Raw genomic sequence first — 25,649 nt, 5'->3', positions numbered from 1 at the left:
CATGATTACGTTACAACGTACACCGCTATTTGATGTATACGCGAAGTATGGTGGGAAAACAATTGATTTTGGTGGTTGGGAATTGCCAGTTCAATTTTCAAGTATTAAAGAAGAACATGAAGCTGTTCGTACAGCAGCAGGTCTTTTTGATGTTTCTCACATGGGAGAAGTAGAAGTAAAAGGTGCAGATAGTTTAGCATTTTTACAACGTGTAGTTACAAACGATGTTTCTATCTTAAAAGTAGGCGGAGCACAATATACGGCAATGTGTTACGAAGATGGTGGTACGGTAGATGACTTATTAATCTACAAACGCGGAGAAGAAGACTATTTATTAGTAATCAATGCATCTAATATTGAGAAAGATTACCAGTGGTTAGCTTCTCATGTAAGCGGTGATGTGCAAGTAGTCAACGTTTCTAGTGAAATTGCACAACTTGCAATTCAAGGACCAAAAGCAGAGGGCATTTTACAAAAAGTTGTATCAGAAGATTTGAAAGAAATTAAGTTTTTTAAATTTAAAGACCATGTTCTTGTGGCTGGTGTAGAAGCGCTTGTATCTCGTACTGGTTATACAGGTGAAGATGGATTTGAAATTTACTGTAAGAGCGAAGAGGCTGCAAAGCTTTGGGAGAAACTTCTTGAAGTAGGGGAAGAAGACGGCTTAAAACCATGTGGTTTAGGAGCGCGTGATACACTTCGTTTTGAAGCAACACTTCCTCTTTATGGTCAAGAGTTATCAAAAGATATTACACCAATTGAAGCTGGCATTGGCTTTGCAGTAAAAACAAATAAAGAAATGGATTTCTTTGGAAAAGAAACGTTAAAGGAACAAAAAGAAAACGGTGCACCTCGTAAATTAGTCGGCATCGAAGTAATTGAACGTGGTATCCCGCGCACTCATTATCCAGTATATGTAGGCGAAGAAAAAATCGGGGAAGTTACAAGTGGGACACAATCTCCAACGTTAAAGAAAAGTATCGGTTTAGCGTTAATTGATGTGAAATATGCAGCAGTTGATACAGAAGTGGAAATTGAAATTCGTAATAAACGCGTCAAAGCAGTTGTTGTTCCAACACCATTTTACAAACGTTCAAAGTAACGGGGAGAGGGGTAGATTTCATGTTGCATCGTTATCTTCCAATGACAGAAGAAGACAAAAAAGAAATGTTACAAACGATTGGCGTTCAAACAATTGATGAATTATTTTCTGATATTCCAGAAAGCGTTCGTTTTCAAGGAAATTTAAATATTAAACAAGCAAAATCAGAACCAGAACTTTTAAAAGAGCTGTCTGAGCTTGCTCGTAAAAATGCAAACTTAAGAGACTATGCTTCCTTCCTAGGAGCAGGTGTATATGATCATTATGCGCCAGTAATTGTAGATCATGTTCTTTCTCGTTCAGAATTTTATACAGCTTATACACCGTACCAACCAGAAATTTCACAAGGGGAATTACAAGCAATCTTTGAATTCCAAACAATGATTTGTGAACTAACAGGTATGGATGTTGCGAACTCTTCTATGTATGACGGAGGTACAGCGTTAGCAGAAGCGGCAATGCTAGCTGCAGGTCATACTCGTAAAAAGAAAATTCTTGTTTCTAAAGCAGTTCATCCAGAATCAAGAGCAGTTCTTGAAACGTATGCAAAAGGTCAACACCTTGAGGTTGTTGAAATTGATTATAAAGATGGTGTAACAGATCTAGACGTATTACAAAGCGAAGTAGATGATACAGTAGCTTGTGTAATCGTTCAATATCCAAACTTCTTTGGACAAGTGGAGAAACTGGCTGATATTGAGAAAATCGTTCATCAGCAAAAATCATTATTCATCGTTTCTTCTAATCCATTAGCGTTAGGAGCGTTAACACCACCTGGTAAGTTTGGTGCTGATATTGTAATCGGTGATGCACAACCATTTGGTATTCCAACACAGTTTGGCGGCCCACACTGCGGTTATTTTGCTACAACAAAAGCATTTATGCGTAAAATCCCAGGACGCCTTGTTGGACAAACAGTGGATTCTGAAGGACAACGTGGTTTCGTATTAACGCTGCAAGCGCGTGAGCAACATATTCGTCGTGATAAAGCGACATCTAATATTTGTTCAAACCAAGCATTAAATGCATTAGCAGCTTCTGTTGCAATGACAGCACTTGGAAAACAAGGTGTGAAGGAAATGGCACGTCAAAACGTTTCTAAAGCACAATATGCAAAACGTCAACTTGAAGCAAAAGGCTTTACGGTAACATTTGCTGGACCGTTCTTCAATGAATTTGTTGTAGATTGCAAACGTCCAGTACAAGAAGTAAACGATGCATTATTAGCAAAAAATATCATCGGTGGTTACGATCTTGGCCGTGATTATAAAGAACTTACAAATCGTATGCTTCTAGCTGTAACAGAGTTACGTACAAAAGAAGAAATCGACACACTTGTGAACGAAATGGGGGCTATCCAATGAAGAAGCAAGATCAAGCACTTATTTTTGAAATGAGTAGAGAAGGACGCGTAGGATATAGCTTACCCCAATTAGATGTAGAAGAAGTAAAATTAGAAGATGTGTTTGAGAGCGAGTATATTCGTACGGAAGACGCAGAGCTTCCAGAAGTATCAGAACTTGATATTATGCGCCATTACACAGCGCTTTCAAACCGTAACCACGGCGTTGATTCTGGATTTTATCCATTAGGATCTTGTACGATGAAGTACAATCCGAAAATTAACGAAAATGTAGCGCGTTTCCCTGGCTTTGCACATATTCATCCGCTTCAAGATGAAAAGACAGTGCAAGGTGCAATGGAATTAATGTATGACTTACAAGAACATTTAAAAGAAATTACAGGTATGGATACTGTTACACTTCAACCAGCAGCTGGAGCACACGGTGAATGGACAGGATTAATGTTAATTCGTGCATATCACGAAGCGAATGGCGATTATAAACGTACGAAAGTAATTGTTCCTGACTCTGCTCACGGAACAAACCCAGCTTCTGCAACAGTAGCAGGATTTGAGACGATTACAGTAAAATCAAATGAAAATGGTCTTGTTGACTTAGAAGATTTAAAACGTGTTGTGGACGAAGAAACAGCAGCGCTTATGTTAACAAACCCAAATACACTTGGATTATTTGAAGAGAACATTTTAGAAATGGCACAAATCGTCCATGATGCAGGTGGTAAATTGTACTATGACGGTGCAAACTTAAATGCAGTATTAAGTCAAGCACGCCCAGGAGATATGGGATTTGACGTTGTACATTTAAATCTTCATAAAACATTTACAGGTCCGCATGGCGGCGGGGGACCAGGTTCTGGTCCAGTAGGTGTAAAAGCAGATTTAGTTCCGTTTTTACCAAAGCCAGTTTTAGAGAAAACAGAAAGCGGCTACCACTTTAATTACGATCGTCCACAAGCAATTGGACGCGTGAAACCATTCTATGGTAACTTTGGTATTAACGTTCGTGCGTATACGTATATTCGTTCTATGGGTCCAGATGGACTTCGTGCAGTAACAGAATATGCAGTATTAAACGCGAACTATATGATGAGAAGATTAGCTCCATTTTACGATCTTCCATTTGATAGACATTGTAAGCATGAATTTGTTTTATCAGGTCGTCGTCAAAAGAAACTTGGTGTACGTACGCTTGATATTGCAAAACGTCTGCTTGACTTTGGCTACCATCCACCAACAATTTACTTCCCGTTAAATGTGGAAGAATGTATTATGATTGAGCCAACAGAAACAGAATCAAAAGAAACATTAGATGGATTCATCGATACGATGATTCAAATCGCAAAAGAGGCAGAAGAAAACCCAGAAGTGGTTCAAGAAGCGCCGCATACAACAGTAATTAAGCGTCTTGATGAAACAATGGCAGCACGTAAGCCGATTTTACGCTATCAAAAACCATCTATGGTACAAGTTTAATAATCAATAATAGTTTGTAGAGAACTCGCTATATGCGAGTTCTTTTTATATATAAATACAAATTGAAAAACCGACAGAAAAGCATTTTTTTAAATGGGCGAGAGGGACTAGCGATGCATAGGAGCGGTCAGGGCCTTTTCCTGCCACGTGCAAGGTTTGAAAACAAAAGTAGACAATAAGTGCAGGTCCCTGCCTTGTTTGCATTACAGCAGTCTATATGCCCAAAAATGAATTTATAAGTAATAGAGAGACACATCTTCACTAGAATCATACCCTTTTCTAAATTTCTAAAAGGTATAGCTGAGTAGTTACAATACAAATTGAAAAACCAACAATAAAACCATTCTTTTTAGGTGGACGAGAGCATCTGGCCATGCATAGAAGCGGTCAGGGCCTTTTTTGCCACATGCGAAGTGAAAACAAAGAGAGAAAGCAAAGGGCATGCTTCTTTTTTCTTCGTAGCAGCGACTTATATGTTGAAAAATCAAAATAAATTTATATATTATGACCAAAAAGGTTATTACTTAAAAAAGATGTTATAAAATCGCATGTTTTATGTAAGATTGGAGATTTATCAGACTTTCTCAACATTTTTGTTGAAAAAGTCTCTTTGATAAAAGTGTGTATTTTTGTTAGAATTTTATTAAAATTAAAGTGAATGAGAAGCAAAAAAGTCAATTTTTCATACATATGTGAAGAAATGAACAAGGGGATGAAAAAGATGGGCTATAAGCGCTGTAGGATGGTGTATCATTTAGAAAATGGTGATATGATTAAGGATATTAAAGAATTTTATTACCAAGATACAGAAAAAATGTTAGAGAGAGTGAAACATCACGTATTAGATAACACGAGTGTAACTGCAATTGATAGTAAAGGAACACTGATTCCAATCGCTTGTCATGATATTGTGAAAGTGGAGTTAGATCATTTACAGGAAAGTTAGCCTTGAGTCATAAAGGATAATTCGTTACAATAAAGTGAAACTTTAATCAGTGGGGGGTTTCTTCATCCCCCACTGATTATTAGTTGAACCAATCGGGCTTTTACGGGCAGTAATACTCCCACGAATAGCGGGATAAATGAGTAATTAGAGAGGAGTTCGTTATGGGTAGTCAAAGACATTTCTATATGTTTATTGTTGCATTTTTACTTGTTACAGCATTAACTGTATATTTAATTATTGATAGCCATTGGTACAACACAGTACATCCAGCATTTCTTATTTTTATGTATGTCGGAATTGCAGTTGTGAGCTTTGGTATGAGAGATGAGATGTTAAATCGCTTTGAGAAGTGATACATATATGAAAGACCAACAGAAAAATGTTGGTCTTTTTTTATTGTCCCAAATAGCGAGGGGATAAAAAGGGCTCGTTCACTAAAAAATATACCTTTGCGGCAAGACAAATGCTCAGCCATCTAGATGCTTGTTACATAGAATAGAGAGAATACCTAGTACACTCATTGTTCATAATATTCCTTTTCAAATTATGAACGTTTAAATTCAAAAAGTAGGAGACCTATCTATGCACAGAATAAAGTGATTCGATGGTTTCCTAGCTAGAAAGGATGAATATATATTGTCTTTTCCAAACATACCTAATATTACCCCTACCATTTCTGTTACGACTGCACAAACGATCCCATTGCTTTTAAGCTCTATTGCCCTAGAAGAATTAGCTTTGGCTCATATTATCAATGCTGAGGCAGAGAAGCTTCAATTTGTTTTAGGAACATTACCGCCGGGAAGAACTACACTTTCACCTCCAGTAGTTACGATATCTAATCTTCTTGCTGTCGACTCAAGTGTACAAAGAACCCTTCGTGACGTCATTAAAAAGGAGATGTTACTAGAGTTTAAATTTGAAAATGTTCTTGATCTATTAGCAACTACTGCTCCAATAATTACTCTGAATGCTGATCCAACCACGATATGTACTTCTGGAACAGGTCCCAATACTTCGACTCTTACTGGTCAAGTATTGGTGGGGGGAAGTCCCCCTCCAGCAGGTACGCCGGTTTCCTTTACAGTAGATAACCCTGCTCTTGGTACTGTAGCTCCTAATCCTGCTGTTACGGATGCATTTGGCAACTTTACTGCTACTTTCACAGCTATCGATGGACCTGGTACAGTAATGATTACCGCTACTGCTTTAGGAGGAAATAGTGATCCAATCACTACTACTATTATTGATAACTGTAACGTTTTATCTGAACTTAGCCTTAACATTGCTTCCAATATATGCTCTAGTGGAACAGGACCTAATACGACAACTGTTTCTGGTCAAGTGTTAGTGGACGGAGGCGTCGCAGTTGCGGGAATTCCTGTAGAATTTTCAGTTGATAATCCTCTCCTTGCTTCAATATCTCCTACTAATACTACTACTGATGCTTCGGGTAACTTTACCGCTACTCTTACAGCCATTGACGGACCTGGGACAGTAGGTGTTACTACTACATTGCCTACTATAGGAGGATTCTCTATTACTCTCTCTGCTACCATTGCTGATTGCAGTGTTTTCGGTGGCGCTACTCTTGGCGTTGATGAAGTAAATATATGCTCTAGTGGAACAGGACCCAATACGACAACTGTTTCTGGTCAATTGTTCGTTGATGGAGGCGTTGCAGTCGCGGGGATTCCTGTAGAATTTTCAGTTGATGATCCTCTTCGTGGTTCCGTGTCTCCTGTTAATACTACTACTGATGCTTCGGGTAACTTTACTACTACTTTGACAGCCATTGATGGAACTGGAACAGTAGGTGTTACCGCTTCGTTTCCTACTTTTGGAAGTTCTCTCACTGTCGGTCCTAACATTGTCGACTGTAGCATTTTCGGTGGCGCTAGTCTTAGCATTGCTGAAGATGTATGCTCTTCCGGAACAGGACCTAATACGACAACTGTTTCTGGTCAATTGTTCGTTGGTGGAGGTTTAGGCTTCGCAGTTGCGGGAATTCCTGTAGAATTTTCAGTTGATAACCCTCTTCTTGCATCGGTATCTCCTGCTACGACGACTACTGATGCTTTGGGTAACTTTAGCACTACTTTTACAGCCATTGACGGACCTGGGACAGTAGATGTTACTGCTACATTTCCTACTGTGGGAGGGGGATCCCTTACTGTCACTACTCACATTGTTGACTGCCTGTAACTATTATTTTATTACTGCTGAATATGTAGTGAATGATTCCATAAAAGAATCTATATAAATACAAACTAAAAAAATCGACATAAAAACCCGCGTCCTTTTTAGGCAGATAAGAGTATTTGGCCATGCATAGAAGCGGTCAAGGTCTTTTTCTATACAGGTATTGATAGATGATAGAAACAAAAACGAGCTGAATGAATATTAGCTCGTTTTTTATACATACATGGGAGAAAATGATATAAAAAAGGCAGTTACTTCTTGTCTGAAGAACTGTCCTTCAGGCTTTCTTCACAGCCTGGAAAGACCAACAGGAAATTGTTGGTCTTTTTTTGTTGCCAAAAATGGAGAAGTGTGTATATACTGTATATATAACATATATACAGTATATACACCTTGGAGGGAAATATGAATATTATTATTTCAAACTCTTCACCAGATCCGATTTATGAACAGATTAGTAAGCAGCTTCGACAGCTTATTTTAAATGGTGATTTAAAAGGTGGAGAGCAATTACCGTCTATCCGTAGTTTGGCGAAGGAATTACAAATTAGTGTAATTACGACGAAACGAGCGTATGAAGAGCTTGAAAAAGAAGGGTATATAGAAACAGTTGCTGGAAAAGGGACGTATGTTTCTGTGCAAAATAATGAGCTCATACGAGAACAAAGGTTGCGACTGTTAGAAAGTAAGGCTGAAGAAGTGGTAAATGAAAGTAAACTACTACAACTGTCTCTGGAAGAGTTACAGCACATCATTGCCTTTCTATATAAGGGGGAATAAGACACATGCTAGAATTAAAAAATGTTTGCAAAGACTATCAAGGTTTTTCTATCCAAAATGTAAATTTTAAACTGCCACGCGGATATATTATGGGGTTTATTGGAGCAAACGGATCAGGAAAAAGTACGACAATCAAAATGATAATGAATTTAGTAAAACGAAATAGTGGTGAAATTTATATTTTCGGTAAAGACAATCAAAAACATGAAAAAGAAGTAAAACAAAATATCGGTTTTGTATATGATGAAAATCATTACTATGAAGATTTAACATGTGAACAAATGAAGCGCATTATTGCGCCTTTTTATAAAAAGTGGGACGAAGCACAATACCAATCATACATGGAGCGATTACAAGTTCCGAAAAATAAAAAGATTAAACAGTTATCAAAAGGAATGAAAATGAAATATGCCATCGCTATGGCGCTGTCACATCATGCTGAGCTAATCATTATGGATGAACCAACAGCAGGGTTAGATCCAGTTGTCCGAAGTGAACTGCTTGATATATTGCAAGAGATTGTGATGGAAGAAGAAATATCCGTATTATTTTCTACACACATTACAACGGATTTAGAAGGCATTGCTGATTATATTACATTTATCAATGAAGGTGAAATCGTCTTTACTGGAGAGAAAGACGAGCTGCTAGAGAATTACACAATCGTAAAAGGAAGCAACGATTTGTTAGACAAACAAGGGAAAGAACTGTTTATCGGTTTAAGAAAAAATAAATATGGATTTGAAGGATTGGCGCGTGATAAACAGGCAGTTGTAGATTGGTTCGGTCAAGAGGTTGTACTGGAAAAGCCGACGATCGATGATATTATCGTGTATACGGCGAAGGGGAGAAAGAGAAATGCGTCAGCTTGTGTTTAAAGACTTGTATTTTCTACGCGCTATATGGATATTTTGTTTAGGGTTTCCGGCTCTCTTATTTATAACGAATCCATCTAATTCACACATTTTTTCTGTGAGCAGTTTACTATCAGTAATAGTATCTATTCTGTTGTCTGTAGGATCGGATGAAAAGAATGACAGTGAAAAAATCATTGCTAGTTTACCGATAGAACGGAAGGAAATTATTATAGCGAAATATATGACTTTTATTATATCGACAATTATAGCGATTGTATTAACAACAGCAGCCACTTGGATAATAAGAGGGATGACTTTAATTGAGGATATTCGTGTATATCATCCATATTTTTATATCGAGCTCAAGTGGTATACAGTGCTAGGAGGTATTATCGTTTCATTTATATACATTGCATTATTCTTGCCTGTTTATTATGGAACTGATTCAAAAATTATCCGCGGTTTATTTGCAATAGGATTAATTATACCTACGACGCTTATACCATTATTTGTTATAGATGAGGGAGAGAATCGTGTGGAAGATTCATTCGGTGATTGGATCATGAATCTGTCTCATGTAGGGGTAAGTATAGTAGGGATAGCTGGGTTGGCAGTTATATATATTGTTTCTATGTTTATTGCAATTAAATTATATGAAAAAAGAGATATATAAAGGAGAGAAGAGATCATGCAACAGTTAGTATGGAAGGATTTTTTCTTACAACGAAAAGTTTTTTTTCTTTATCTTATATTGCCAATTTATTGTGCTTTGAAACAGTCCGCTGAGCCGTTTCAGATTGCGTGGGTTTGTTTTGTTACTTGTAGCGTATTGATATTTGGATCATTACAGTTGGAGGATAAAAATGGAACAGATAAACTATTAATTAGTTTCCCATTTGTTAGAAAGGATATTGTCATTGCGAAATATATATCGACAATTCTCTTTATTGGATGCGGGTTAATTGCTACATTAATCATTGTTATATTACCTAAAATTTTGTTAGGTAAAGCTATAAATATTCCGTGGTATGCCATCTTTATAGCCGTTTGTCTTTCTGCTCTTTATGGAATTATGCTTCTTCCATTGAAATATGGGGGTAGTAAACAAATAATTACTATTTTTAGCCTAGTTTTCATGTTCCCGCTAATCGGCTTGTTGGGGTTAATGTGCAATATTCTTGCGGAGGAAAGGCTTATGTTAATGTTTTTTCACTCTTCAAACCTTGTATTTATCGTAAGTATGTTAAGTATTGGAGTATGTATCGCGTATTTTGTTTCTATGTTTTTTTCTATTTCGATTTTTCAAGGTAGAGAATTTTAAGAGACTAAGCTGAAGATGAATAAGGAAAGGTATTGGTTTTCTTCACTTTCTGTATAATGCATAGTTTTTCAATAGAAATTATAGGATAAGATAGATAATTCTATAATCTTTAATAAATATTTAGAGTTAATGAATAAACAAGGTTATTTTGAAATACCTTTTGACAGATTACGGACTGAATGTGTTTAGTTTAACGAATGATTGCTAATTTTTTTATTAGTATTAATAACATTTGACTTTGTTGATAAAAAATCAGAGGTCTAAGGGAGGAAGAATTATTGGGGAATGTAGTAGTGAAATTAGAAAATGTTCATAAAAAAATAGGTAGTGCTGAAATTATTCGTGGGCTTTCATTTGAAGTACAGGAAGGAGAAGTATACGGCTTTTTGGGACCAAACGGGAGCGGAAAGACGACGACAATCCGGATGATGACAGGACTGATTTCAGTAACAGAGGGCGATATTACAATTTGTGGTCACAGTATACGTACTGAGCATGAAAAAGCGCTAGAGTACATTGGAGCGATTGTAGAGAACCCGGAATTATATGAATATATGACGGGAATGCAAAATTTAAAGCATTTTGCTAATATGGCTGTTACGCCAATTCGTAAAGAACGAATTGCTGAAATTGTAAAGCTGGTGGAATTAGAACATGCGATTCATAAAAAGGTAAAAACATATTCTCTTGGTATGAAACAACGTTTAGGGATTGCACAAGCATTATTACATAATCCTAAAATTTTAATTTTAGATGAACCGACAAATGGTTTAGATCCAGCAGGAATTCGTCAAATTCGCGATTACTTACAACGTTTAGCAAAAGAAGAAAACATTGCAGTCATTGTATCCAGTCACTTATTAAGTGAGATTGAGTTGATGTGTGATCGTGTAGTCATTATTCAAAATGGACAATTCATGCAAGAGTATAGCTTACGTGAAAAGGCAAAAAGTGACGACAAGATTATGGTAGTGTTTGAAGTAGATCAAGTAGAGAGAGCGAATGAACTGATAAAAGGAAACATACAAGAAAACAAAATTATTGCATCTGTCATGAAGGAGGAAATTCCGAAGCTTGTGAAAAAATTAGTGTATGCCGATATTCACGTGTACAGTGTAACAGTTCAAAATAAATCATTAGAAGATGAATTTTTAGCAATCACAGGGGGAGTGACAGCATAATGATGAAATTAATCCAAAATGAATTTTTAAAGTTACATGCGAAAAAGAGTATGTATATTTTGTTAGGAGTCCTAGCGATATTAGAAATCGCAGGGGTAGCTATTATAAAATGGACTCTGCCTGAAATGAAAATGGAAGGGTTTATTATGTTTGCAGAGCAAAATATTGGATTGATTGCGAAATTTGCGACGGTTTTTGGAATTACGTTAGCATCTCGCACAATTACAGAAGAATTTCAAAAGGGTACAATTAAACAATTATTAATTCGCCCAAGAAAGCGCATGACAATACTATTTTCAAAGTACATTACAGTTCTTTTAGCTATTTTCTTTGTATGTATTACTTCTTTACTTACAGCAATGTTAATTGGTTTTATTGCCTTTGGCGGAGGCATTGGAGAGGTAACTTTTGTGATTTTATTAAAAAGTTTTGGATATAATATGTTACCAATATTATTTTATCCAACAGTTACATTGGTATTAGCTAATATTTTTAGAAAATCAATTTTACCACTAGTTATTACACTCTTCTTCTTTTTTCTAGAAGGAACGTTCGAAATGATAGTATCCCAATTTGCTCAAGGGGTAGCAAAATATGTTGTAATGTTTCATCTGAATTTAAATGTGTATGATAGTAATGAATTTCTCAATCAAGGAGCAAAACCGATGTTTTCAGAGTTTACATTTTTAACATCATTGTTATTTGTTTTAGCTCATTTTGTTGTTTTACTCGTTATTTCAAGTGCATTGTTTCAAAGGCGCGATGTTTTGTAAAAGAAAATAAATTACTCGCTAACTTGGTATTATTTTCTATAGTTCACCTGAAAGCGCCAACTATAGCTTTGTGTTTTTCTAGTCAAACGTTTTGTTATCAATTTTAGTTTGTGTGAAATTATATGAACAGAAAGATATATAAATAGGGGGATGTAATTATGAAAACCATGGGGAGCTTCTTCGTAATAGTTGGACTTCTGCTAATTATTGGTGCAGGGCTTGGAGTTACGTTTCATTTCATTCCTACTCATATATCGGTTCCTACTTGTCTTCTATTTGGCACTGTTTTCGTGACGACAGGAAATATAATTAGGAAAAAAGAAAACCGTACGTTATAGAAGGTGTCTCATCGCGAGACACCTTCCTTAATGCAACAAACTATGCATAACAATTTTATAAACCGACACGACACTCGGTGAGTAAACAGGTACGTTGTATGTATGTAAGACGAAACTAAAAAACACAGCAAACACAATAAAGAGGAAAAATAATAGTAAAATCTGCTTATGTACAGAAGTTTGCATATGATCAGCTCCTTTTTTGTAGTATGTCCAAAGAAGGAAATGATATGAAAAAAAGACAGTTACTTCTTGTTTGAAGAACTGTCTTTTGAAACGAGCTTATTCCAGAGTTTCGCGATACTCCAAATGATAATAATCCCAATAGAAGCGATAATGGACCAAATAACGGAAGTGACCTCAAGAGCCATGTTTGGGAGAAACGTGAGGATTGCAAATACTTTATGAAATAACCATTCTGCAATATGGAATATAGTTTGTAATAAGAATACAATGGCAATTAGGATTCCCATCATAATTTGTGCTACTCTTTTTTTCCACACCGCATTCACCTCATTAACTCATTAATTTTAAACCAACTGCACCGCATAAGATGCAGCTTAAGAAAGCAAGGCGGCGCCAATCAGCAGATTCGCGGAAAATGAGAATACCAAGAAGTGCGCTTCCTGCGGTTCCGATTCCTGTCCAGATTGCGTAAGCAGTTCCCATTGGCAGTGTATCCATTGCGAGGGATAAGAAGAAGAAACTTACACCAAAGTTTGCAATTAACATAAGTTTTGGTGTCCAGCCTTTTTTTTCATTTGCTATTTTCATAAAGATAACACCGGTAACTTCACATATACCAGCAATAATTAAATATACCCATGCCATTTTATGCAGCCTCCTTCTCTTTTTGTTCACCTGTTACTCGTTTTAAACCAATGACACCAATGAAAATTAAAGCGATAAATAAGATTTTTACAATCGAAAATGGTTCGCCGAAAATAAAGATTTCTGTTAGTACAATACCTCCGGCTCCAATTCCTGTGAAAACAGCATACACAGTTCCGACAGGGAGCTTCGCATAAGCTTTAAATAAAAGGAAAAAGCTAATAGCGATTGCAAGTGCAACGCCAAGCCATTCTAGTGGTGTTGTGGCATGCTTTAAACCAATTACCCAAACAATTTCAATGAGTCCTGCTATAATAACATAAATCCATTCCATCATTTATTCTCCTTCCTACCAGTCGTTAGGCCCGGGGCAAGAAAATGACGTATTGCGTGTGCAATCCGTCAGCTTGACAATCCGCGCCAAAATATTTTCCAAGATGCGTGTAATCGATTTTCAAATGGTTGTATTCCAGCAAATAAAAATTCAACCATTAATCCATCCATTAAACATAAATAAGCTGCAACAGCTTCTGTTACTTCAATACTACAAAGTTCTTTCTTTTCTTGTGCCTGTTCAAATATAGGTACTAAAAGCTGTCCGATGCTTTCAATGTATGCATTTGCTTTTTCGACAATTTGCTCACGAAAGGCATCTGGTGGAAAAAACGAAGTGCGCAGCCAAAACATTGTTTCAATACTTTCTTGAAAGCGATGACCATAATCTTTAAGAAGATGAAATAAAAAGTCTCCAAATGGAGTTTCTTCTGACTTCTTCACATACTGTTTAAAGAATAAAAAATCCTTTTGTAAAGATTCTTCTAAGCAAATAAAATATAGCTCTTCTTTTCCTTTAAAGTGTGCATATATGGATGGTTTTTTAATTCCAACCTCCCCGGCAATGTTGGCTAATGAAGTTCCTTCATAGCCATAGCGTGCAAAGTGTGAAAGTGCTACAGATTTAATACGGTTTGCTGTCATTCTCATCCCCTACCTACCGTTCGTTAGTTATAATATAGGATAAAAAAAGGATATAGTCAAGAAGGGCAATTATATGAAATATATGAATCCATTTTAATTTATAGATTGCAACTATGCAGAAACAAAAGGGGCCTGCACTTGCTTTCTCCTTTTGTTTGAACTTCGCAAGTGGCAGAAAAAGGCCCTGACCGCTTCTATGCATGGCTAGATGCTCTCGACCACTGAAAAAGAATGGTTTTATGTCGGTTTTTAATTTGGATTTATATAAAAAAGCTCCAGTAATAGGAGCTTTTATACTGTTCCACGTTCAATGAGACGAAACGGTAACTCTTCAGAAGTCCCTGTAATTTGTTCTTGTTGTATTTGTTCATAAAAGAGTGAAAAAGCATGATTCCCCATTGCTAAGCCTGGATGTTCAATCGTTGTGATCTCTAATGCTTCAGAAATAGGATGGTTATCAAATCCTAAAATCGCTAAATCTTCTGGTACTCGCAAGCCTTGTTTTTTTGCTTCGGTTAATAATCCAGAAGCAACTTGATCGCTTGCAGCAAAAAGAGCGGTAGGGCGATTTTTCATCGCTAGTATGCTTTGAATGACATTCACACCGTCTTGAATATTGTAGCATTGATAAAACTGCCAGTCTGTTTGCGAGTGTTTACCTGCTGCATGAAGCGTATCAAAGAATGCTTGCTCACGCTGCTTTGTACTCACGCTTTTTTTACGTGCTAAACAAAATCCAATGTGTTCGTGTCCGTTTTGTAATAAATATTCTGTTCCAATCCGAAAGCCGTCATAATGATTCACATAGACAGAAGATATAAGAGGATGCAGCAGTTTTTCACACGAAATGATAGGCGCAAATTTCGCGTAATGTTCAATGGCCTCCCATGAGCTCGCCCGGGAGCAAATAATTATGCCATCAAATTGCTTCATTTTCATCATTTCGAGGACACGCATTTCTTCCATGCTATCATAGTTTGTTTGACAAAGAGTAATGCGGTATCCGGCTTCAAGTGCTTTCGTTCCAATACCTTCAATAATTGTACTAAAGTACGGTAGATTAATAAAAGGAAGCATGACACCAATTGTATGTGTTTTTCCTTTAAGAAGATGAACGGCATTTACATTTTTTGCGTAATTCAATTCTTCAACAGTTTCTAGGACGCGTTTTCGTTTTTCTTCACTGACATATGGATGGTCATTTAAGACGCGTGAAACAGTCGTAACAGAGACCCCAGCCGTTTTCGCGATTTGTTTTATATTTACCATATGTTTCACCTCTATTTTTATTATACAAGAAAATCTTGTGAAACTCTTGACATGAAAAGCGTTTCATATTCTATCTTGTTAATAACGCTTTTGCTATTCGCGTAACGATTTTATTCGGCGTGAGAATAGGGAAAGCGTTTTTGTCAAATTGTGTGAGATAAACGAGGAAAGTTTTCAAAGGTGGAACAGTAAGAAATAGAGAATATGAACATAACATACGAAAGCCTGAAAAGAGAATGTTGAGAAAGGGCGGATACACGTTGAAAAAACGGATGATATGTTTCGTATTTTCTAGTATGGTGTTAAGTGCATGTTCTTTTCAGCAAACAATGGTCGAAGAAAAAAAGTTTGCAGCAGATTTAGAGGCAAGTGAAGATATGATGTCTGATCCAATACCGGTACAGGCTGTAAAAAATGTTCTTCCTTTTTCTTTTTACACACCATCATTTTTACCATATGAATCAACAGATAATCCAAAAGCAATAGTTCGAAAAATGGGAGATAAGCGGATTGTTCTTGATATTAAATATGAACGTCAAGAAAAAGGCATGCGAGATTATATTGAATTAACAGTTGCAAACTTTTCGTACAATTTTCCTTTTATCGTAGAACAAAATCGTTTTCAGGAGAAAGTAAAGCTTGCAAATGGTATAACAGCCTATTTTAAAAATAGTGACGAAAAAATGGACGGAGAAGATATGGCGACTCTCACATGGAAAGAAAAGAGTGTGGAGTATCAGTTGCTTTATCGAAATGTTCGTGATCAAAATAGTGAAGATGTCAAACGAAATTTGGTATATATTGCTAATAAAATGCAATAGCTAGCTTGTGTAGGACAAGCTAGCTATTTTATTATGAGTTTTTCTTTTTCACTTTACCAGACCAAGTTTTAAAGCCGCCTTGTAATTGATAAAATTCTTTATAGCCGTGTTTTTTTAAGAATTGTGCTGCACGGCCTGTTCGGAAACCGTTTTGGCAATACATATAAATTGGTTGATCAGTACGTAGTTCTTTGTAACGAAGACGTATTTGTGAAATTGGAATATTACGCGCTCCTAAAATGTGACCAGCATTATATTCGTCCGCTTCACGAATATCGATAAGCTGTGCTTTACGGTAACCAGCGCGAAATTCTTCTTCTGAAAGTGTTTTAATTAATTTTTTCTGATAGAAATACATCCATACAGAATAGCCGATGATTCCTGCAGCTATGGCTAGTAAAATAATAACATTTGTTGACACGATTATATCGCTCCCTTTTTCTTATCCTACTTTCCATATTATAATGCCCATATGTATTTATGCAACAAGTTCATTTTGTATTAGAAGAAATTTCGTATTCTTTCACAAATTTTGTCGAATTTGATAGACTAGAGAATGTGAGAAAAATTAGTTATATGAGGTGTGGGATGGAAAAGGAAAAATGGTGTTATATAAATTCCGGTAAATGTTCTCCGGCGTTTAATATGGCGTTGGACGAATGTTTATTAAATTGGCAAAGCGAAAAGAAACTGCCGCCAACAATTCGTTTTTATGAATGGGAAGTTCCGACGTTAACAGTCGGTTATTTTCAGCGTGTTTCAAAAGAAATTGATATGGATGCAGTACATAGAAATGGTTTTGGTTTTGTGCGTCGTCAAACAGGTGGACGAGGCGTTCTTCATCATAATGAATTAACGTATAGTGTCATTGTGTCTGAAGAGCATCCAAATATGCCAAAAACAGTGACAGAAGCATATCGCGTAATTTCACAAGGTTTGTTAGATGGATTTAAAGAGTTAGGTTTAGAAGCATATTTCGCAGTACCAAAAACAGCTGAGGAGCGCGAAAATTTGAAAAATCCGCGTTCAGCAGTTTGTTTTGATGCTCCGTCATGGTATGAAATTGTTGTAGAAGGGCGCAAAATTGCTGGAAGTGCACAAACTAGGCAAAAAGGGGTTATTTTACAGCATGGTTCCATTCCGTTAGAAATCGACTTAGATATGCTGTATGATTTGTTCCTGTTTCCAAATGAACGTGTGAAAGAACGCATGAAAAAAATGTTCTCTTCAAAAGCAATTGCAATTAATGAATTAACAGATCGTACTTTTACAATTCAGCAACTTATCGATGCATTCCATATTGGATTTGAAAAAGGGTTAAATGTGGAACTTGTTCCGTACGAGTTAACAGAAGAACAACTTCATGAAGTGGAAACGTTAGCAAAAGAAAAATATGAAAGTGATGAATGGAATTACAAAAAATAAGGAGATGGATACCCATCTCCTTATTTTTATATGAATGAGAGCTCTCCAGCAGGGAAAGCTGCGCTAAATTATTATAATAAGTTTAATACTTTTTCCACTTTAATGCCTTTTTGCTTTAATGAACGTAAACGGTTTACAACATCCATAATTTCTGCATCGAATGCTACCGATATTCCTTGTTTTTGTAACTCATTTTTTAAGTTCTCAATAGAATCGTCTACATCCATACCAAGTTCGTAATCTTGACATACATCTACAGCCTGTTTTACAAGACGAACATACTTTTCTTGTAATTCAGAATTTGGTTGATTTGTCGCAGGTTGTTTAACCGAAGGTGTTGGCTCTACTGGAGTTGACACCGTTACTACTTTTTGTGCTGTAGTTGGTGCAACTACTTCTTTTTGTACAGGTTTTGGTGTAGTTTTCACTACAGGATCTGGATGCACCGGTTTTGGAATTGATGCCTGTGTAGGTGCAACATTTACAACTGGTTTTGTGACAGGTGTCACTTCTTTTGAAGTTTCAACTATTGCTTCTTTCTTTGTAGTTGGTGCTTCGACAACGGATAGTGTGTTGTCTGTTAATTCTGCCACTTCTTCTTTCGTTTCTTTGCTCCACATAACGCGTTCAATTTGCAGTGAAACATTGTTTTTGTTCATGGCGCTTAATGTCACTTTTCCAACTTCAGCATTGCCGGTAAAATCGACAATTTTATAAATAACGCTCTTGTTCCAATCTACTTTTCCGCTCAAAAATAATTCTTCGTTACATTTTGGTGTTAAGCCCTCGATTTTAATTTCTGCGTTTACACCGTTTTCACTATACACCATAATTAGCGAAGCATTTACATCTTCGTCGGCTAACATTAGTTCACGTACCATCTTGCCGGTGCGTACTTGCGTTTTCTTCTTCAGTGACATCAAATTTCCCCTCTCAAAAATGTAGTAACAATAAAAATCCATATAACGAAAAATAATTGCTCACGAAGAAATATGATACCGATAATAAAAGCATCACGTCAACAATTTACTTTAATTATTTTGCATTTTTCTTTTTTGTTTATGAAATTTTTTAATTTGTAAAATTAGACAGAAGAAAAAACAGCCCCAAAAGAGCTGTTAAAATTTTGAAGTTTTATATAGAAATTTATATGAAACGTAAAAGAAAAGGGTTAATAGGGCACCTTGCCAAATCGGTAAGTTATAGGACAGATAGCTTTGCTTTTTAAAATAAATATTAAAAAATACAGATGAACAAAATGGAATCGAAAAAGCTAAACCAAATGTAATTCTTTGCTTCCAATTCATTGTTTGGTTAAATGAATCACGTTTTAACAAATATAAAATAACAAAAATGCCGCCAGTAATCATAATGATTGATAACAAAGTTCCCGGAATACTAAACGGTACACCAGAAAGATGGTTTTGTTTTTTAGCAAAAGAAAACCCCAATGCACCTATAGTATCTATGCCAAACTGGATGGCGAGTAGTAAACTAACCATGAAACCGGCAAGTGAAAACTTTTCTAACATTGTTTGGCGAGGTAATGCGCTAACTAATTCGTCACAATAATTTTGTAGATCATTCCCAAAAACATCGTAAGCATTTTTTCCTTCTTTTTGGGCCTCAAGAAGATGATCTAAAATTTCTAATAATAGTTCTTCTACTTGCTGCTCTGGAACGTCAGCTAATCGAAGGTAAACAAGCATATCCCCATAGGCAGCTTCATTTTCTTCTGTTAATAGCTCCCGTTTTTTATTATTCAATTCAACCATGTCTTTTGCTTTCATTTGTTTCACTCTCCCTTTAACAAATTATTTACCGTGGTTGATACCATATCCCAACTTTTTTTAAATTCCTCCAGTTGCTCAAAGCCTTTTTTTGTAACGTGATAATATTTGCGCTTCGGTCCAAGGCTGGAGGCTTTTAATGTGCCTTCAATGAGTTTTTCTTTTTGCATACGTAACAATAGAGGATAGATACTTCCTTCACTTACGAATGTAAAACCATGTTGATGTAATTTCGTACTGAGTTCGTATCCATACACTTCTTCTTGCGAAATGATATATAAAATACACCCTTCCAGCACACCTTTTAACATTTGACTGTGCATTACTTTACCACCTCCGGGTAACTTGCCTTGCAAGGTAGTTGTTATTTGGAGTATAGCATTCAGTAACTTGCCTTGCAAGTTACTGAAGCAGGAAACGAACAAAAAAGTAATCCAGCAGCGTTATCCAAATACACAGCTCGATATGAAATTGGAAAATATGTTTATCCAAAAGATGAGGTGACGAAATTAGAAGAAACAACTAGATATGATATTTATCAATATTTGTAACTACTCAGCTATACCTTTTAGAAATTTAGAAAAGGGTATGATTCTAGTGAAGATGTGTCTCTCTATTACTTAAAAATTCATTTTTTGGCATATAGACTGTTGTCATGCAGACAGGGCAGGGGCCTGCACTTATTGTCTACTTTTGTTTTCAAACCTTGCACGTGGCAGGAAAAGGCCCTGACCGCTCCTATGCATCGCCAGTCCTTCTCGCCCATTTAAAAAAATGCTTTTCTGTCGATTTTTCATAAAGTAACTGAGTATTTACCGATATTTAACATAAAAGAACCCACATATATAACGTGGGTTCTTTTATGTGTTACGGAAAATGGGCTTGTTTATCCCTTGTCACAATATCCTTTCTGTTGTATCATTTTATTGATTGCTTAGTGCGGAATATATAAACTAAATTGGATGGAGGAAAACGATGCCTACTCCTAGTATGGAAGATTATATCGAACAAATTTATTTGTTAATTGAAGAAAAGGGATATGCCCGTGTATCTGATATTGCTGAAGCGCTTAATGTACATCCATCCTCTGTAACAAAAATGGTACAGAAACTTGATAAAGATGAATATCTAATTTATGAAAAATATAGAGGGCTTGTATTAACATTAAAAGGGAAAAAGATTGGTAAGCGCCTTGTTTATCGTCATGAGTTGTTAGAACAGTTTATGCGTATTATCGGTGTAGATGAAAGTAAAATTTATAATGATGTAGAAGGAATTGAACATCATTTAAGCTGGGAAGCTATCGATCGCATTGGTGATTTGGTGCAATACTTTGAGCAAGATGAGCTTCGCATTGAGAAGCTTCGTAGTGTCCAAAAGGCAAATGAAGAGCAAGCGCAGTAATTGGACATATTACAACAATAAAAAAGAAAGACCACACTTCTTAAAAAGAAGCGCGGTCTTTCTTTTTGCCTTTTTTACCTTCAATGACTGTTAAATGGGATTGCTTTCTTTTTCGTTTTAGGAAGGAAGTATTTACTTTCTTTCCTTTCGGATCGGAAGCATTTTTCTTTAACAGATTGTTACTTAGGGGTGTTACATTTTGTTTTCCGTATTTTCGGTTTGATTGTTTCGCAGCACGTTTGTAGGAAGATTGTGAGTTAGTAGCTGAACTGCTCGAACTTGTAAGCATTTTATAAAGTAAATAAAAGACACCAACAACAATAAGCATTATCGCAATGTTTTTTACAACTCCCATTGGATCTTCAATTGTGAATGATACAAGGTTAAATATTGCTAATCCAACAATTACAACAAATAGAGCGAACATAAATGAGCGACCGTTCATAAGGAACACCTCCTAAAAAAGAAAGATATTTTAATTAGTTTATTAACGAAAGGTTAAGGAATTGAATAACATTACGAAAAAGTTATTGTTGTTTTCCTTCTAGACGAAGTAATTCTTCAAATGATGCAATTGCTACTTCAACTTGATCATCTGTTGGTTCTTTCGTTGTTAACAGCTGAAGCCATAGGCCAGGATATCCTAATGCGCGGAGCACTGGAACGCTTCGTAAGCTGTTTGTAAATTGCAACACTTCAAATGAAATACCTAGCACTACAGGGATGAGCAAAATACGATTTAAAACGCGAACCCAAAGGGGATCGGTTGGAACGAGAAAATATACAAACATCCCTATAATAACAGTAAATAAAATGAAGCTGCTACCGCACCGATAATGGAGACGAGTTTGCTTTTGTACGTTTTTTACTGTCAATGGAAGATTGCTCTCATAGGCATTAATTACTTTATGTTCTGCTCCGTGATATTGAAATACACGTTTAATAAGTGGAGTCAGTGAAACAAAGTAAATGTAACTAAGCAATAGCATGAGTTTAATAACACTTTCAATGATAATTTGCCCAGTATGAGATGGAAAAACAGGTCTTGTTAGTTCTGCTAAAATTGCAGGAACTGCCGTGAAAATCACTTTTCCAAAGATAAAGGATAAAACACCGACTGCTGCAACGCTAAGTATCATCGTTAACTTCGACTGTTCTTCTTTTTTTTGTGCGAATTGTGCATCCTCTGAAGGATCTACATCAAAGCGTTCTGAGGCAAAATTTAAATGTTTTGCTCCGTTTGCACTCGCATCAATAATTGCCGCGATTCCGCGTAGAAATGGAATTTTTTTAAACATAGATGATACTTTATTACGAACGCGAGGTAATCGATAAAATTCGATAGATTTATCTTTACGACGAATCGCTGTAACAGTATATTCTCTACCGCCAAACATAACTCCTTCTACTACCGCTTGACCGCCGTAGATTTGTTTTGTCTCTTCTGCCATGTCAACACCAACCTGTATTTGTTTCTCTCTTATCAGAAAAGAGGTAGCGACTCTAGGTGATGTCATTATATTGTATGACATCACTACAGTTTCCTTTATTTTATCGACAAAGGTGCACTTCTGACAAGGAAAATCAGCAGGCTAGGCGGACATTTCCTATTCTTTTTATAGACAAATTTCGCAGTATTTAAACATGCTTTAAATAAGTTTCGGACATACTAGTAGACGGAGGTGTGGATGTGAAACAAGAACAATCTGTCACGAAAAAAATTGTCCAAATTGGTGTGTTTGGAGGGTTGTTTTGGGGAGCTGCTTGGTACTTTCTTCATATTTTTTCTTTTACTGCCCTGGGACCTAATTATTTGTTACTCCCATTTGCGCTTGGAGATTGGAAAGAAGGGGTATGGGGAAATATAGGTGGTATTATATGTATGGGGATACTTTCAATTCTTGTGGCCTTTGTATATAAAGTAATTTTTAGTAAGTTTGAAGGTCTAATTCCAGGTATTATATACGGTCTTGTATGGTGGGGATTATTATTCTTTGTCATTGCACCTGTTGCACCAGTTATAAAAAGCATGATAGGAATGCCTAAGGAAACGATTGTAACAACAGCGTGTATTTTTATTTTATATGGTGTTTTTATTGCATACTCCGTTTCATTTGAGGTGAATAACAATACTAGTACAAGAGATGCAGAAGAAGACAAACTATTCAAATAAGTGAGAGGTATGGTAGAATATTATATAGACATTTTTTATTAAGGAGTTAGATATATGGAAAAGTTGCTCCTCGTTAACGGTCCTAATTTAAACCGTCTTGGTGTGCGAGAGGTTAATGTATATGGTACAGGGACGTTAGCGTCGTTAGAAACAGATATGAAGCAACAAGCAGAAAGTTTGGGAGTGGAGCTAGAGTGTTTCCAATCTAATCATGAAGGTGCCATTATTGATATTATTCATGAGGCTGAGGGTACATATAAAGGGATTATTCTAAATCCAGGAGCATTTACGCATTATAGCTATGCAATTCGTGATGCAATTGCGAGTGTTTCGATTCCTGTTATTGAGGTACATATTTCAAATATTCACCAGCGCGAATCGTTTCGCCATGTATCTGTTACGGCGCCGGTCACAGTGGGACAAATTGTAGGGTTCGGTTTGTATGGTTATCATTTAGCGTTACTTGCATTAGTGGAGAAAATTCAGGAGGCGTAATTCATGGAGAAACTTACAAAATTAAGAAGTGCATTTGGGGAAGCGGGTATTGATGGTATTTTATTAACGAATCAACATAGTCGTAGATATATGACAAACTTTACAGGAACAGCAGGCGTTGTATTAATTTCAAACGAACGCGCTTTATTTATTACAGATTTCCGCTACGTTGAACAAGCGCAAAAACAAGCGGTTGGTTATGAAATCGTACAGCATACAGGTACGATTATTGAAGAAGTTGCAAAACAAGTAAAAGACTTAGGAATTCAAAAGCTTGGTTTTGAGCAAGATACCCTTACATACAGCTCTTATACAGCATATAAAGAAGAAGTTGATGCAGAATTTGTTGCAACATCTGGTATTGTAGAAAAGTTACGCTTGATTAAGACTGATTCAGAGATTAAGATATTAAAGGAAGCTGCACAGATTGCAGATGCTGCCTTTGAACATATTCTATCATTTATTCGCCCGGGAGTATCTGAGATTGAAGTGTCAAATGAACTTGAATTTTTCATGAGAAAGCAAGGAGCAACATCTTCTTCGTTTGATATTATCGTTGCTTCGGGACTTCGTTCAGCATTGCCGCACGGCGTGGCATCTGAAAAATTGATAGAAAAGGGAGATTTTGTTACATTAGACTTCGGTGCTTACTATAAAGGATATTGTTCCGATATTACTCGCACAATTGCAGTAGGTGAGCCGTCTGATAAGTTAAAGGAAATTTATAATATCGTATTAGAAGCACAATTGCGCGGTGTAAACGGTATTAAAGCTGGTTTAACTGGTCGTGAAGCAGATGCATTAACACGTGACTACATAACTGAAAAAGGATACGGTGAGTATTTCGGGCATTCTACAGGTCATGGAATTGGTCTTGAAATTCATGAAGCACCAAGTTTAGCATTCCGCTCTGAAACGGTACTTGAGCCAGGAATGGCAGTCACTGTAGAACCGGGAATTTATATTCCAAATGTAGGCGGAGTTCGCATTGAAGATGATATTATAGTAACAGCTGAAGGTAATGAAGTGTTAACTAAATCTCCAAAAGAACTTATTATTTTGTAATACACAGGAGGATTTTTTGCATGATTTCAGTAAACGATTTTCGTACAGGATTAACAATTGCGGTGGACAACAGCCTATGGCAGGTTATCGATTTCCAACACGTAAAACCAGGTAAAGGTGCAGCATTCGTTCGTTCTAAATTACGTAACCTTCGCACAGGTTCTGTTCAAGAAAAAACATTCCGTGCTGGTGAAAAAGTAGAAAAAGCGCATATCGAAAACCGTCGTATGCAATATTTATATGCAAGCGGTGAAGCTCATGTATTCATGGACAACGGAACATACGAGCAAATCGAACTTGGTGAAAAGCAAATCGAACATGAATTAAAATTCTTGAAAGAAAACATGGAAATAGCAATCATGACATACCAAGGCGAAGTACTTGGTGTAGAACTTCCAAACACTGTTGAGTTAAAAGTTGTTGAAACAGAACCAGGTATTAAAGGTGACACAGCTTCTAACGTAACAAAACCAGCTACATTAGAAACTGGTCTAGTTGTACAAGTACCAATCTTCATTAATGAAGGTGAAATGCTTATTATTAACACAGGAGAATCAAAATACGTTTCTCGTGCGTAATAAAACAAGACACTCGTGGTATTAAATATCCACGAGTGTTTTTTTATGTGAAATAAGGTAGATAATAGATGACAGTAATAATAAAGCTAATGGTAAGTAGTAGAAGGGTCCCTGTTATATAAGGGTTCATTCGAATTTGAAAAGGTGTTACTTCCCCGGTGTTAAACCCCGTCAAACTTTTTGTGATGGCACGATCCATATGCGTGTTTCGGTTCATATTCAAAAGAACCAGCCATGTGATTTCAAAAATGGCTAAACTTCCTAAAAAGAAACTTTCTATAAATGTCCAATTACCAAATTTGGAAAATAAGAAAATAGTAGCCACCTCTATAAAGACTGTAAGGATTTTTTTTTTTTTTTTTTTTTTTTTTTTTTTTTTTTTTTTTTTTTTTTTTTTTTTTTTTTTTTTTTTTTTTTTTTTTTTTTTTTTTTTTTTTTTTTTTTTTTTTTTTTTTTTTTTTTTTTTTTTTTTTTTTTTTTTTTT

The 25,649-nt window shown here is 36.1% G+C and carries 32 protein-coding genes and 1 pseudogene; 21 read left to right on the top strand and 12 right to left on the bottom strand.

Features of this window, described 5'->3' with window-relative positions; translation table 11 throughout:
* The first annotated feature begins 1 nt into the window (after position 1).
* From gcvT to ACIGHG_RS09910, 13 genes are all read left to right on the top strand, one after another.
* Positions 2-1,102 (top strand): glycine cleavage system aminomethyltransferase GcvT, encoded by a 1,101-nt coding sequence (gcvT, locus tag ACIGHG_RS09970; RefSeq protein WP_336471262.1) that lies wholly within the window; start codon positions 2-4, stop codon positions 1,100-1,102.
* A 20-nt stretch (positions 1,103-1,122) separates the two neighbouring features.
* Positions 1,123-2,466: an aminomethyl-transferring glycine dehydrogenase subunit 1 gene (gcvPA, locus tag ACIGHG_RS09965; RefSeq protein WP_090913832.1), complete on the top strand. Its 1,344-nt coding sequence runs from the start codon at positions 1,123-1,125 to the stop codon at positions 2,464-2,466.
* Positions 2,463-3,938, top strand: a complete 1,476-nt coding sequence (gene gcvPB / locus ACIGHG_RS09960) for an aminomethyl-transferring glycine dehydrogenase subunit 2 (protein ID WP_336471263.1) — start codon at positions 2,463-2,465, stop codon at positions 3,936-3,938. Before gcvPA ends, gcvPB begins: the two co-directional genes overlap by 4 nt.
* A gap of 721 nt (positions 3,939-4,659) precedes the next feature.
* Positions 4,660-4,884 (top strand): DUF3929 family protein, encoded by a 225-nt coding sequence (locus tag ACIGHG_RS09955; protein ID WP_090913836.1) that lies wholly within the window; start codon positions 4,660-4,662, stop codon positions 4,882-4,884.
* A 161-nt stretch (positions 4,885-5,045) separates the two neighbouring features.
* Complete coding sequence (locus ACIGHG_RS09950) at positions 5,046-5,237, top strand: hypothetical protein (RefSeq protein WP_090913838.1); 192 nt, start codon at positions 5,046-5,048, stop codon at positions 5,235-5,237.
* 283 nt (positions 5,238-5,520) lie between these two features.
* A complete protein-coding gene (locus ACIGHG_RS09945; RefSeq protein WP_336471264.1) occupies positions 5,521-7,089 on the top strand; it encodes an alpha-helical endospore appendage domain-containing protein in 1,569 nt (522 codons plus the stop codon).
* 402 nt (positions 7,090-7,491) lie between these two features.
* Positions 7,492-7,866, top strand: coding sequence for a GntR family transcriptional regulator (locus tag ACIGHG_RS09940; RefSeq protein WP_336471265.1), 375 nt, complete (start codon positions 7,492-7,494; stop codon positions 7,864-7,866).
* 5 nt (positions 7,867-7,871) lie between these two features.
* The gene (locus ACIGHG_RS09935; protein WP_336471266.1) at positions 7,872-8,744 is read left to right on the top strand and encodes an ABC transporter ATP-binding protein; all 873 of its coding nucleotides are present in this window, start codon (positions 7,872-7,874) and stop codon (positions 8,742-8,744) included.
* Complete coding sequence (locus tag ACIGHG_RS09930) at positions 8,725-9,396, top strand: ABC-2 transporter permease (protein ID WP_396548314.1); 672 nt, start codon at positions 8,725-8,727, stop codon at positions 9,394-9,396. Before ACIGHG_RS09935 ends, ACIGHG_RS09930 begins: the two co-directional genes overlap by 20 nt.
* A gap of 15 nt (positions 9,397-9,411) precedes the next feature.
* Entirely contained in the window at positions 9,412-10,044 is a 633-nt protein-coding gene (locus ACIGHG_RS09925; protein ID WP_396548313.1) for an ABC-2 transporter permease, read from the top strand.
* A gap of 278 nt (positions 10,045-10,322) precedes the next feature.
* A complete protein-coding gene (locus tag ACIGHG_RS09920; protein WP_396548311.1) occupies positions 10,323-11,225 on the top strand; it encodes an ABC transporter ATP-binding protein in 903 nt (300 codons plus the stop codon).
* Positions 11,225-11,998, top strand: coding sequence for an ABC transporter permease (locus tag ACIGHG_RS09915; protein WP_336471270.1), 774 nt, complete (start codon positions 11,225-11,227; stop codon positions 11,996-11,998). Before ACIGHG_RS09920 ends, ACIGHG_RS09915 begins: the two co-directional genes overlap by 1 nt.
* 158 nt (positions 11,999-12,156) lie before the next feature.
* On the top strand, positions 12,157-12,336 hold the full coding sequence (locus ACIGHG_RS09910; protein WP_336471271.1) for a hypothetical protein: 180 nt from the start codon (positions 12,157-12,159) through the stop codon (positions 12,334-12,336).
* A gap of 245 nt (positions 12,337-12,581) precedes the next feature.
* On the opposite strand, the gene ACIGHG_RS09905 is transcribed toward ACIGHG_RS09910, so the two are convergent.
* From ACIGHG_RS09905 to ACIGHG_RS09885, 5 genes are all read right to left on the bottom strand, one after another.
* Positions 12,582-12,839, bottom strand: a complete 258-nt coding sequence (locus ACIGHG_RS09905) for a DUF3975 family protein (protein ID WP_396548308.1) — start codon at positions 12,837-12,839, stop codon at positions 12,582-12,584.
* A 13-nt stretch (positions 12,840-12,852) separates the two neighbouring features.
* Positions 12,853-13,167: a DMT family transporter gene (locus ACIGHG_RS09900; protein ID WP_090913855.1), complete on the bottom strand. Its 315-nt coding sequence runs from the start codon at positions 13,165-13,167 to the stop codon at positions 12,853-12,855.
* Position 13,168: 1 nt separating this feature from the next.
* Positions 13,169-13,501, bottom strand: a complete 333-nt coding sequence (locus ACIGHG_RS09895; RefSeq protein ID WP_090913857.1) for a DMT family transporter — start codon at positions 13,499-13,501, stop codon at positions 13,169-13,171.
* Positions 13,502-13,569: 68 nt separating this feature from the next.
* Entirely contained in the window at positions 13,570-14,151 is a 582-nt protein-coding gene (locus ACIGHG_RS09890) for a TetR/AcrR family transcriptional regulator (RefSeq protein ID WP_396548306.1), read from the bottom strand.
* Positions 14,152-14,436: 285 nt separating this feature from the next.
* Complete coding sequence (locus tag ACIGHG_RS09885) at positions 14,437-15,414, bottom strand: LacI family DNA-binding transcriptional regulator (RefSeq protein ID WP_396548304.1); 978 nt, start codon at positions 15,412-15,414, stop codon at positions 14,437-14,439.
* 236 nt (positions 15,415-15,650) lie between these two features.
* Between ACIGHG_RS09885 and ACIGHG_RS09880 the strand changes: the two genes are divergently transcribed.
* Positions 15,651-16,235 (top strand): DNA polymerase III subunit delta, encoded by a 585-nt coding sequence (locus ACIGHG_RS09880; RefSeq protein ID WP_396548302.1) that lies wholly within the window; start codon positions 15,651-15,653, stop codon positions 16,233-16,235.
* Between the two features lie 31 nt (positions 16,236-16,266).
* Here ACIGHG_RS09880 and ACIGHG_RS09875 read toward each other — a convergent pair whose 3' ends face one another.
* Positions 16,267-16,656 (bottom strand): rhodanese-like domain-containing protein, encoded by a 390-nt coding sequence (locus tag ACIGHG_RS09875; protein ID WP_090913865.1) that lies wholly within the window; start codon positions 16,654-16,656, stop codon positions 16,267-16,269.
* 167 nt (positions 16,657-16,823) lie between these two features.
* Between ACIGHG_RS09875 and ACIGHG_RS09870 the strand changes: the two genes are divergently transcribed.
* Positions 16,824-17,660, top strand: a complete 837-nt coding sequence (locus ACIGHG_RS09870; RefSeq protein ID WP_336471276.1) for a lipoate--protein ligase family protein — start codon at positions 16,824-16,826, stop codon at positions 17,658-17,660.
* A gap of 71 nt (positions 17,661-17,731) precedes the next feature.
* On the opposite strand, the gene ACIGHG_RS09865 is transcribed toward ACIGHG_RS09870, so the two are convergent.
* The 3 genes from ACIGHG_RS09865 to ACIGHG_RS09855 all read right to left on the bottom strand — a co-directional run bounded on the left by ACIGHG_RS09865 (position 17,732) and on the right by ACIGHG_RS09855 (position 19,773).
* Entirely contained in the window at positions 17,732-18,580 is an 849-nt protein-coding gene (locus ACIGHG_RS09865; protein WP_396548300.1) for a hypothetical protein, read from the bottom strand.
* A 198-nt stretch (positions 18,581-18,778) separates the two neighbouring features.
* Positions 18,779-19,450 carry a DUF1129 family protein gene (locus ACIGHG_RS09860; RefSeq protein ID WP_336471278.1) on the bottom strand — a complete coding sequence of 224 codons (672 nt, stop codon included), beginning with the start codon at positions 19,448-19,450 and terminating at the stop codon, positions 18,779-18,781.
* Between the two features lie 5 nt (positions 19,451-19,455).
* Complete coding sequence (locus ACIGHG_RS09855) at positions 19,456-19,773, bottom strand: PadR family transcriptional regulator (RefSeq protein ID WP_336471279.1); 318 nt, start codon at positions 19,771-19,773, stop codon at positions 19,456-19,458.
* 72 nt (positions 19,774-19,845) lie between these two features.
* Here ACIGHG_RS09855 and ACIGHG_RS09850 point away from each other — a divergent pair, with 72 nt between their 5' ends.
* Positions 19,846-20,001 carry a hypothetical protein gene (locus tag ACIGHG_RS09850; RefSeq protein WP_396548297.1) on the top strand — a complete coding sequence of 52 codons (156 nt, stop codon included), beginning with the start codon at positions 19,846-19,848 and terminating at the stop codon, positions 19,999-20,001.
* A gap of 424 nt (positions 20,002-20,425) precedes the next feature.
* On the top strand, positions 20,426-20,854 hold the full coding sequence (gene mntR / locus ACIGHG_RS09845; protein WP_336471281.1) for a transcriptional regulator MntR: 429 nt from the start codon (positions 20,426-20,428) through the stop codon (positions 20,852-20,854).
* Between the two features lie 40 nt (positions 20,855-20,894).
* Here mntR and ACIGHG_RS09840 read toward each other — a convergent pair whose 3' ends face one another.
* Both ACIGHG_RS09840 and ACIGHG_RS09835 read right to left on the bottom strand, forming a co-directional pair.
* Positions 20,895-21,299 (bottom strand): SA1362 family protein, encoded by a 405-nt coding sequence (locus ACIGHG_RS09840; RefSeq protein WP_396548295.1) that lies wholly within the window; start codon positions 21,297-21,299, stop codon positions 20,895-20,897.
* An 82-nt stretch (positions 21,300-21,381) separates the two neighbouring features.
* Positions 21,382-22,305: a DUF1385 domain-containing protein gene (locus ACIGHG_RS09835; RefSeq protein ID WP_336471283.1), complete on the bottom strand. Its 924-nt coding sequence runs from the start codon at positions 22,303-22,305 to the stop codon at positions 21,382-21,384.
* Positions 22,306-22,544: 239 nt separating this feature from the next.
* Here ACIGHG_RS09835 and ACIGHG_RS09830 point away from each other — a divergent pair.
* The 4 genes and pseudogenes from ACIGHG_RS09830 (at position 22,545) to efp (ending at position 25,165) form a co-directional block, all read left to right on the top strand.
* A pseudogene (locus ACIGHG_RS09830) lies at positions 22,545-23,031 on the top strand (YqhR family membrane protein).
* 50 nt (positions 23,032-23,081) lie between these two features.
* Positions 23,082-23,522 carry a type II 3-dehydroquinate dehydratase gene (gene aroQ, locus ACIGHG_RS09825; RefSeq protein WP_336471284.1) on the top strand — a complete coding sequence of 147 codons (441 nt, stop codon included), beginning with the start codon at positions 23,082-23,084 and terminating at the stop codon, positions 23,520-23,522.
* 3 nt (positions 23,523-23,525) lie between these two features.
* On the top strand, positions 23,526-24,587 hold the full coding sequence (gene pepQ, locus ACIGHG_RS09820; RefSeq protein ID WP_336471285.1) for a Xaa-Pro dipeptidase: 1,062 nt from the start codon (positions 23,526-23,528) through the stop codon (positions 24,585-24,587).
* Positions 24,588-24,607: 20 nt separating this feature from the next.
* Entirely contained in the window at positions 24,608-25,165 is a 558-nt protein-coding gene (gene efp, locus ACIGHG_RS09815; protein ID WP_336471286.1) for an elongation factor P, read from the top strand.
* A 43-nt stretch (positions 25,166-25,208) separates the two neighbouring features.
* Here the strand turns inward: efp and ACIGHG_RS09810 are convergent, their stop codons facing one another.
* The gene (locus ACIGHG_RS09810) at positions 25,209-25,511 is read right to left on the bottom strand and encodes a hypothetical protein (protein WP_396548455.1); all 303 of its coding nucleotides are present in this window, start codon (positions 25,509-25,511) and stop codon (positions 25,209-25,211) included.
* Positions 25,512-25,649 lie beyond the last annotated feature (138 nt).

Origin of the sequence: Bacillus sp. NPDC077411, assembly GCF_044543425.1 — a bacterium.
Classification (GTDB): domain Bacteria; phylum Bacillota; class Bacilli; order Bacillales; family Bacillaceae_G; genus Bacillus_A; species Bacillus_A bruguierae.
The sequence above is the reverse complement of the archived record's forward strand: the minus strand, read 5'-3'. Positions and strand labels throughout refer to the sequence as shown.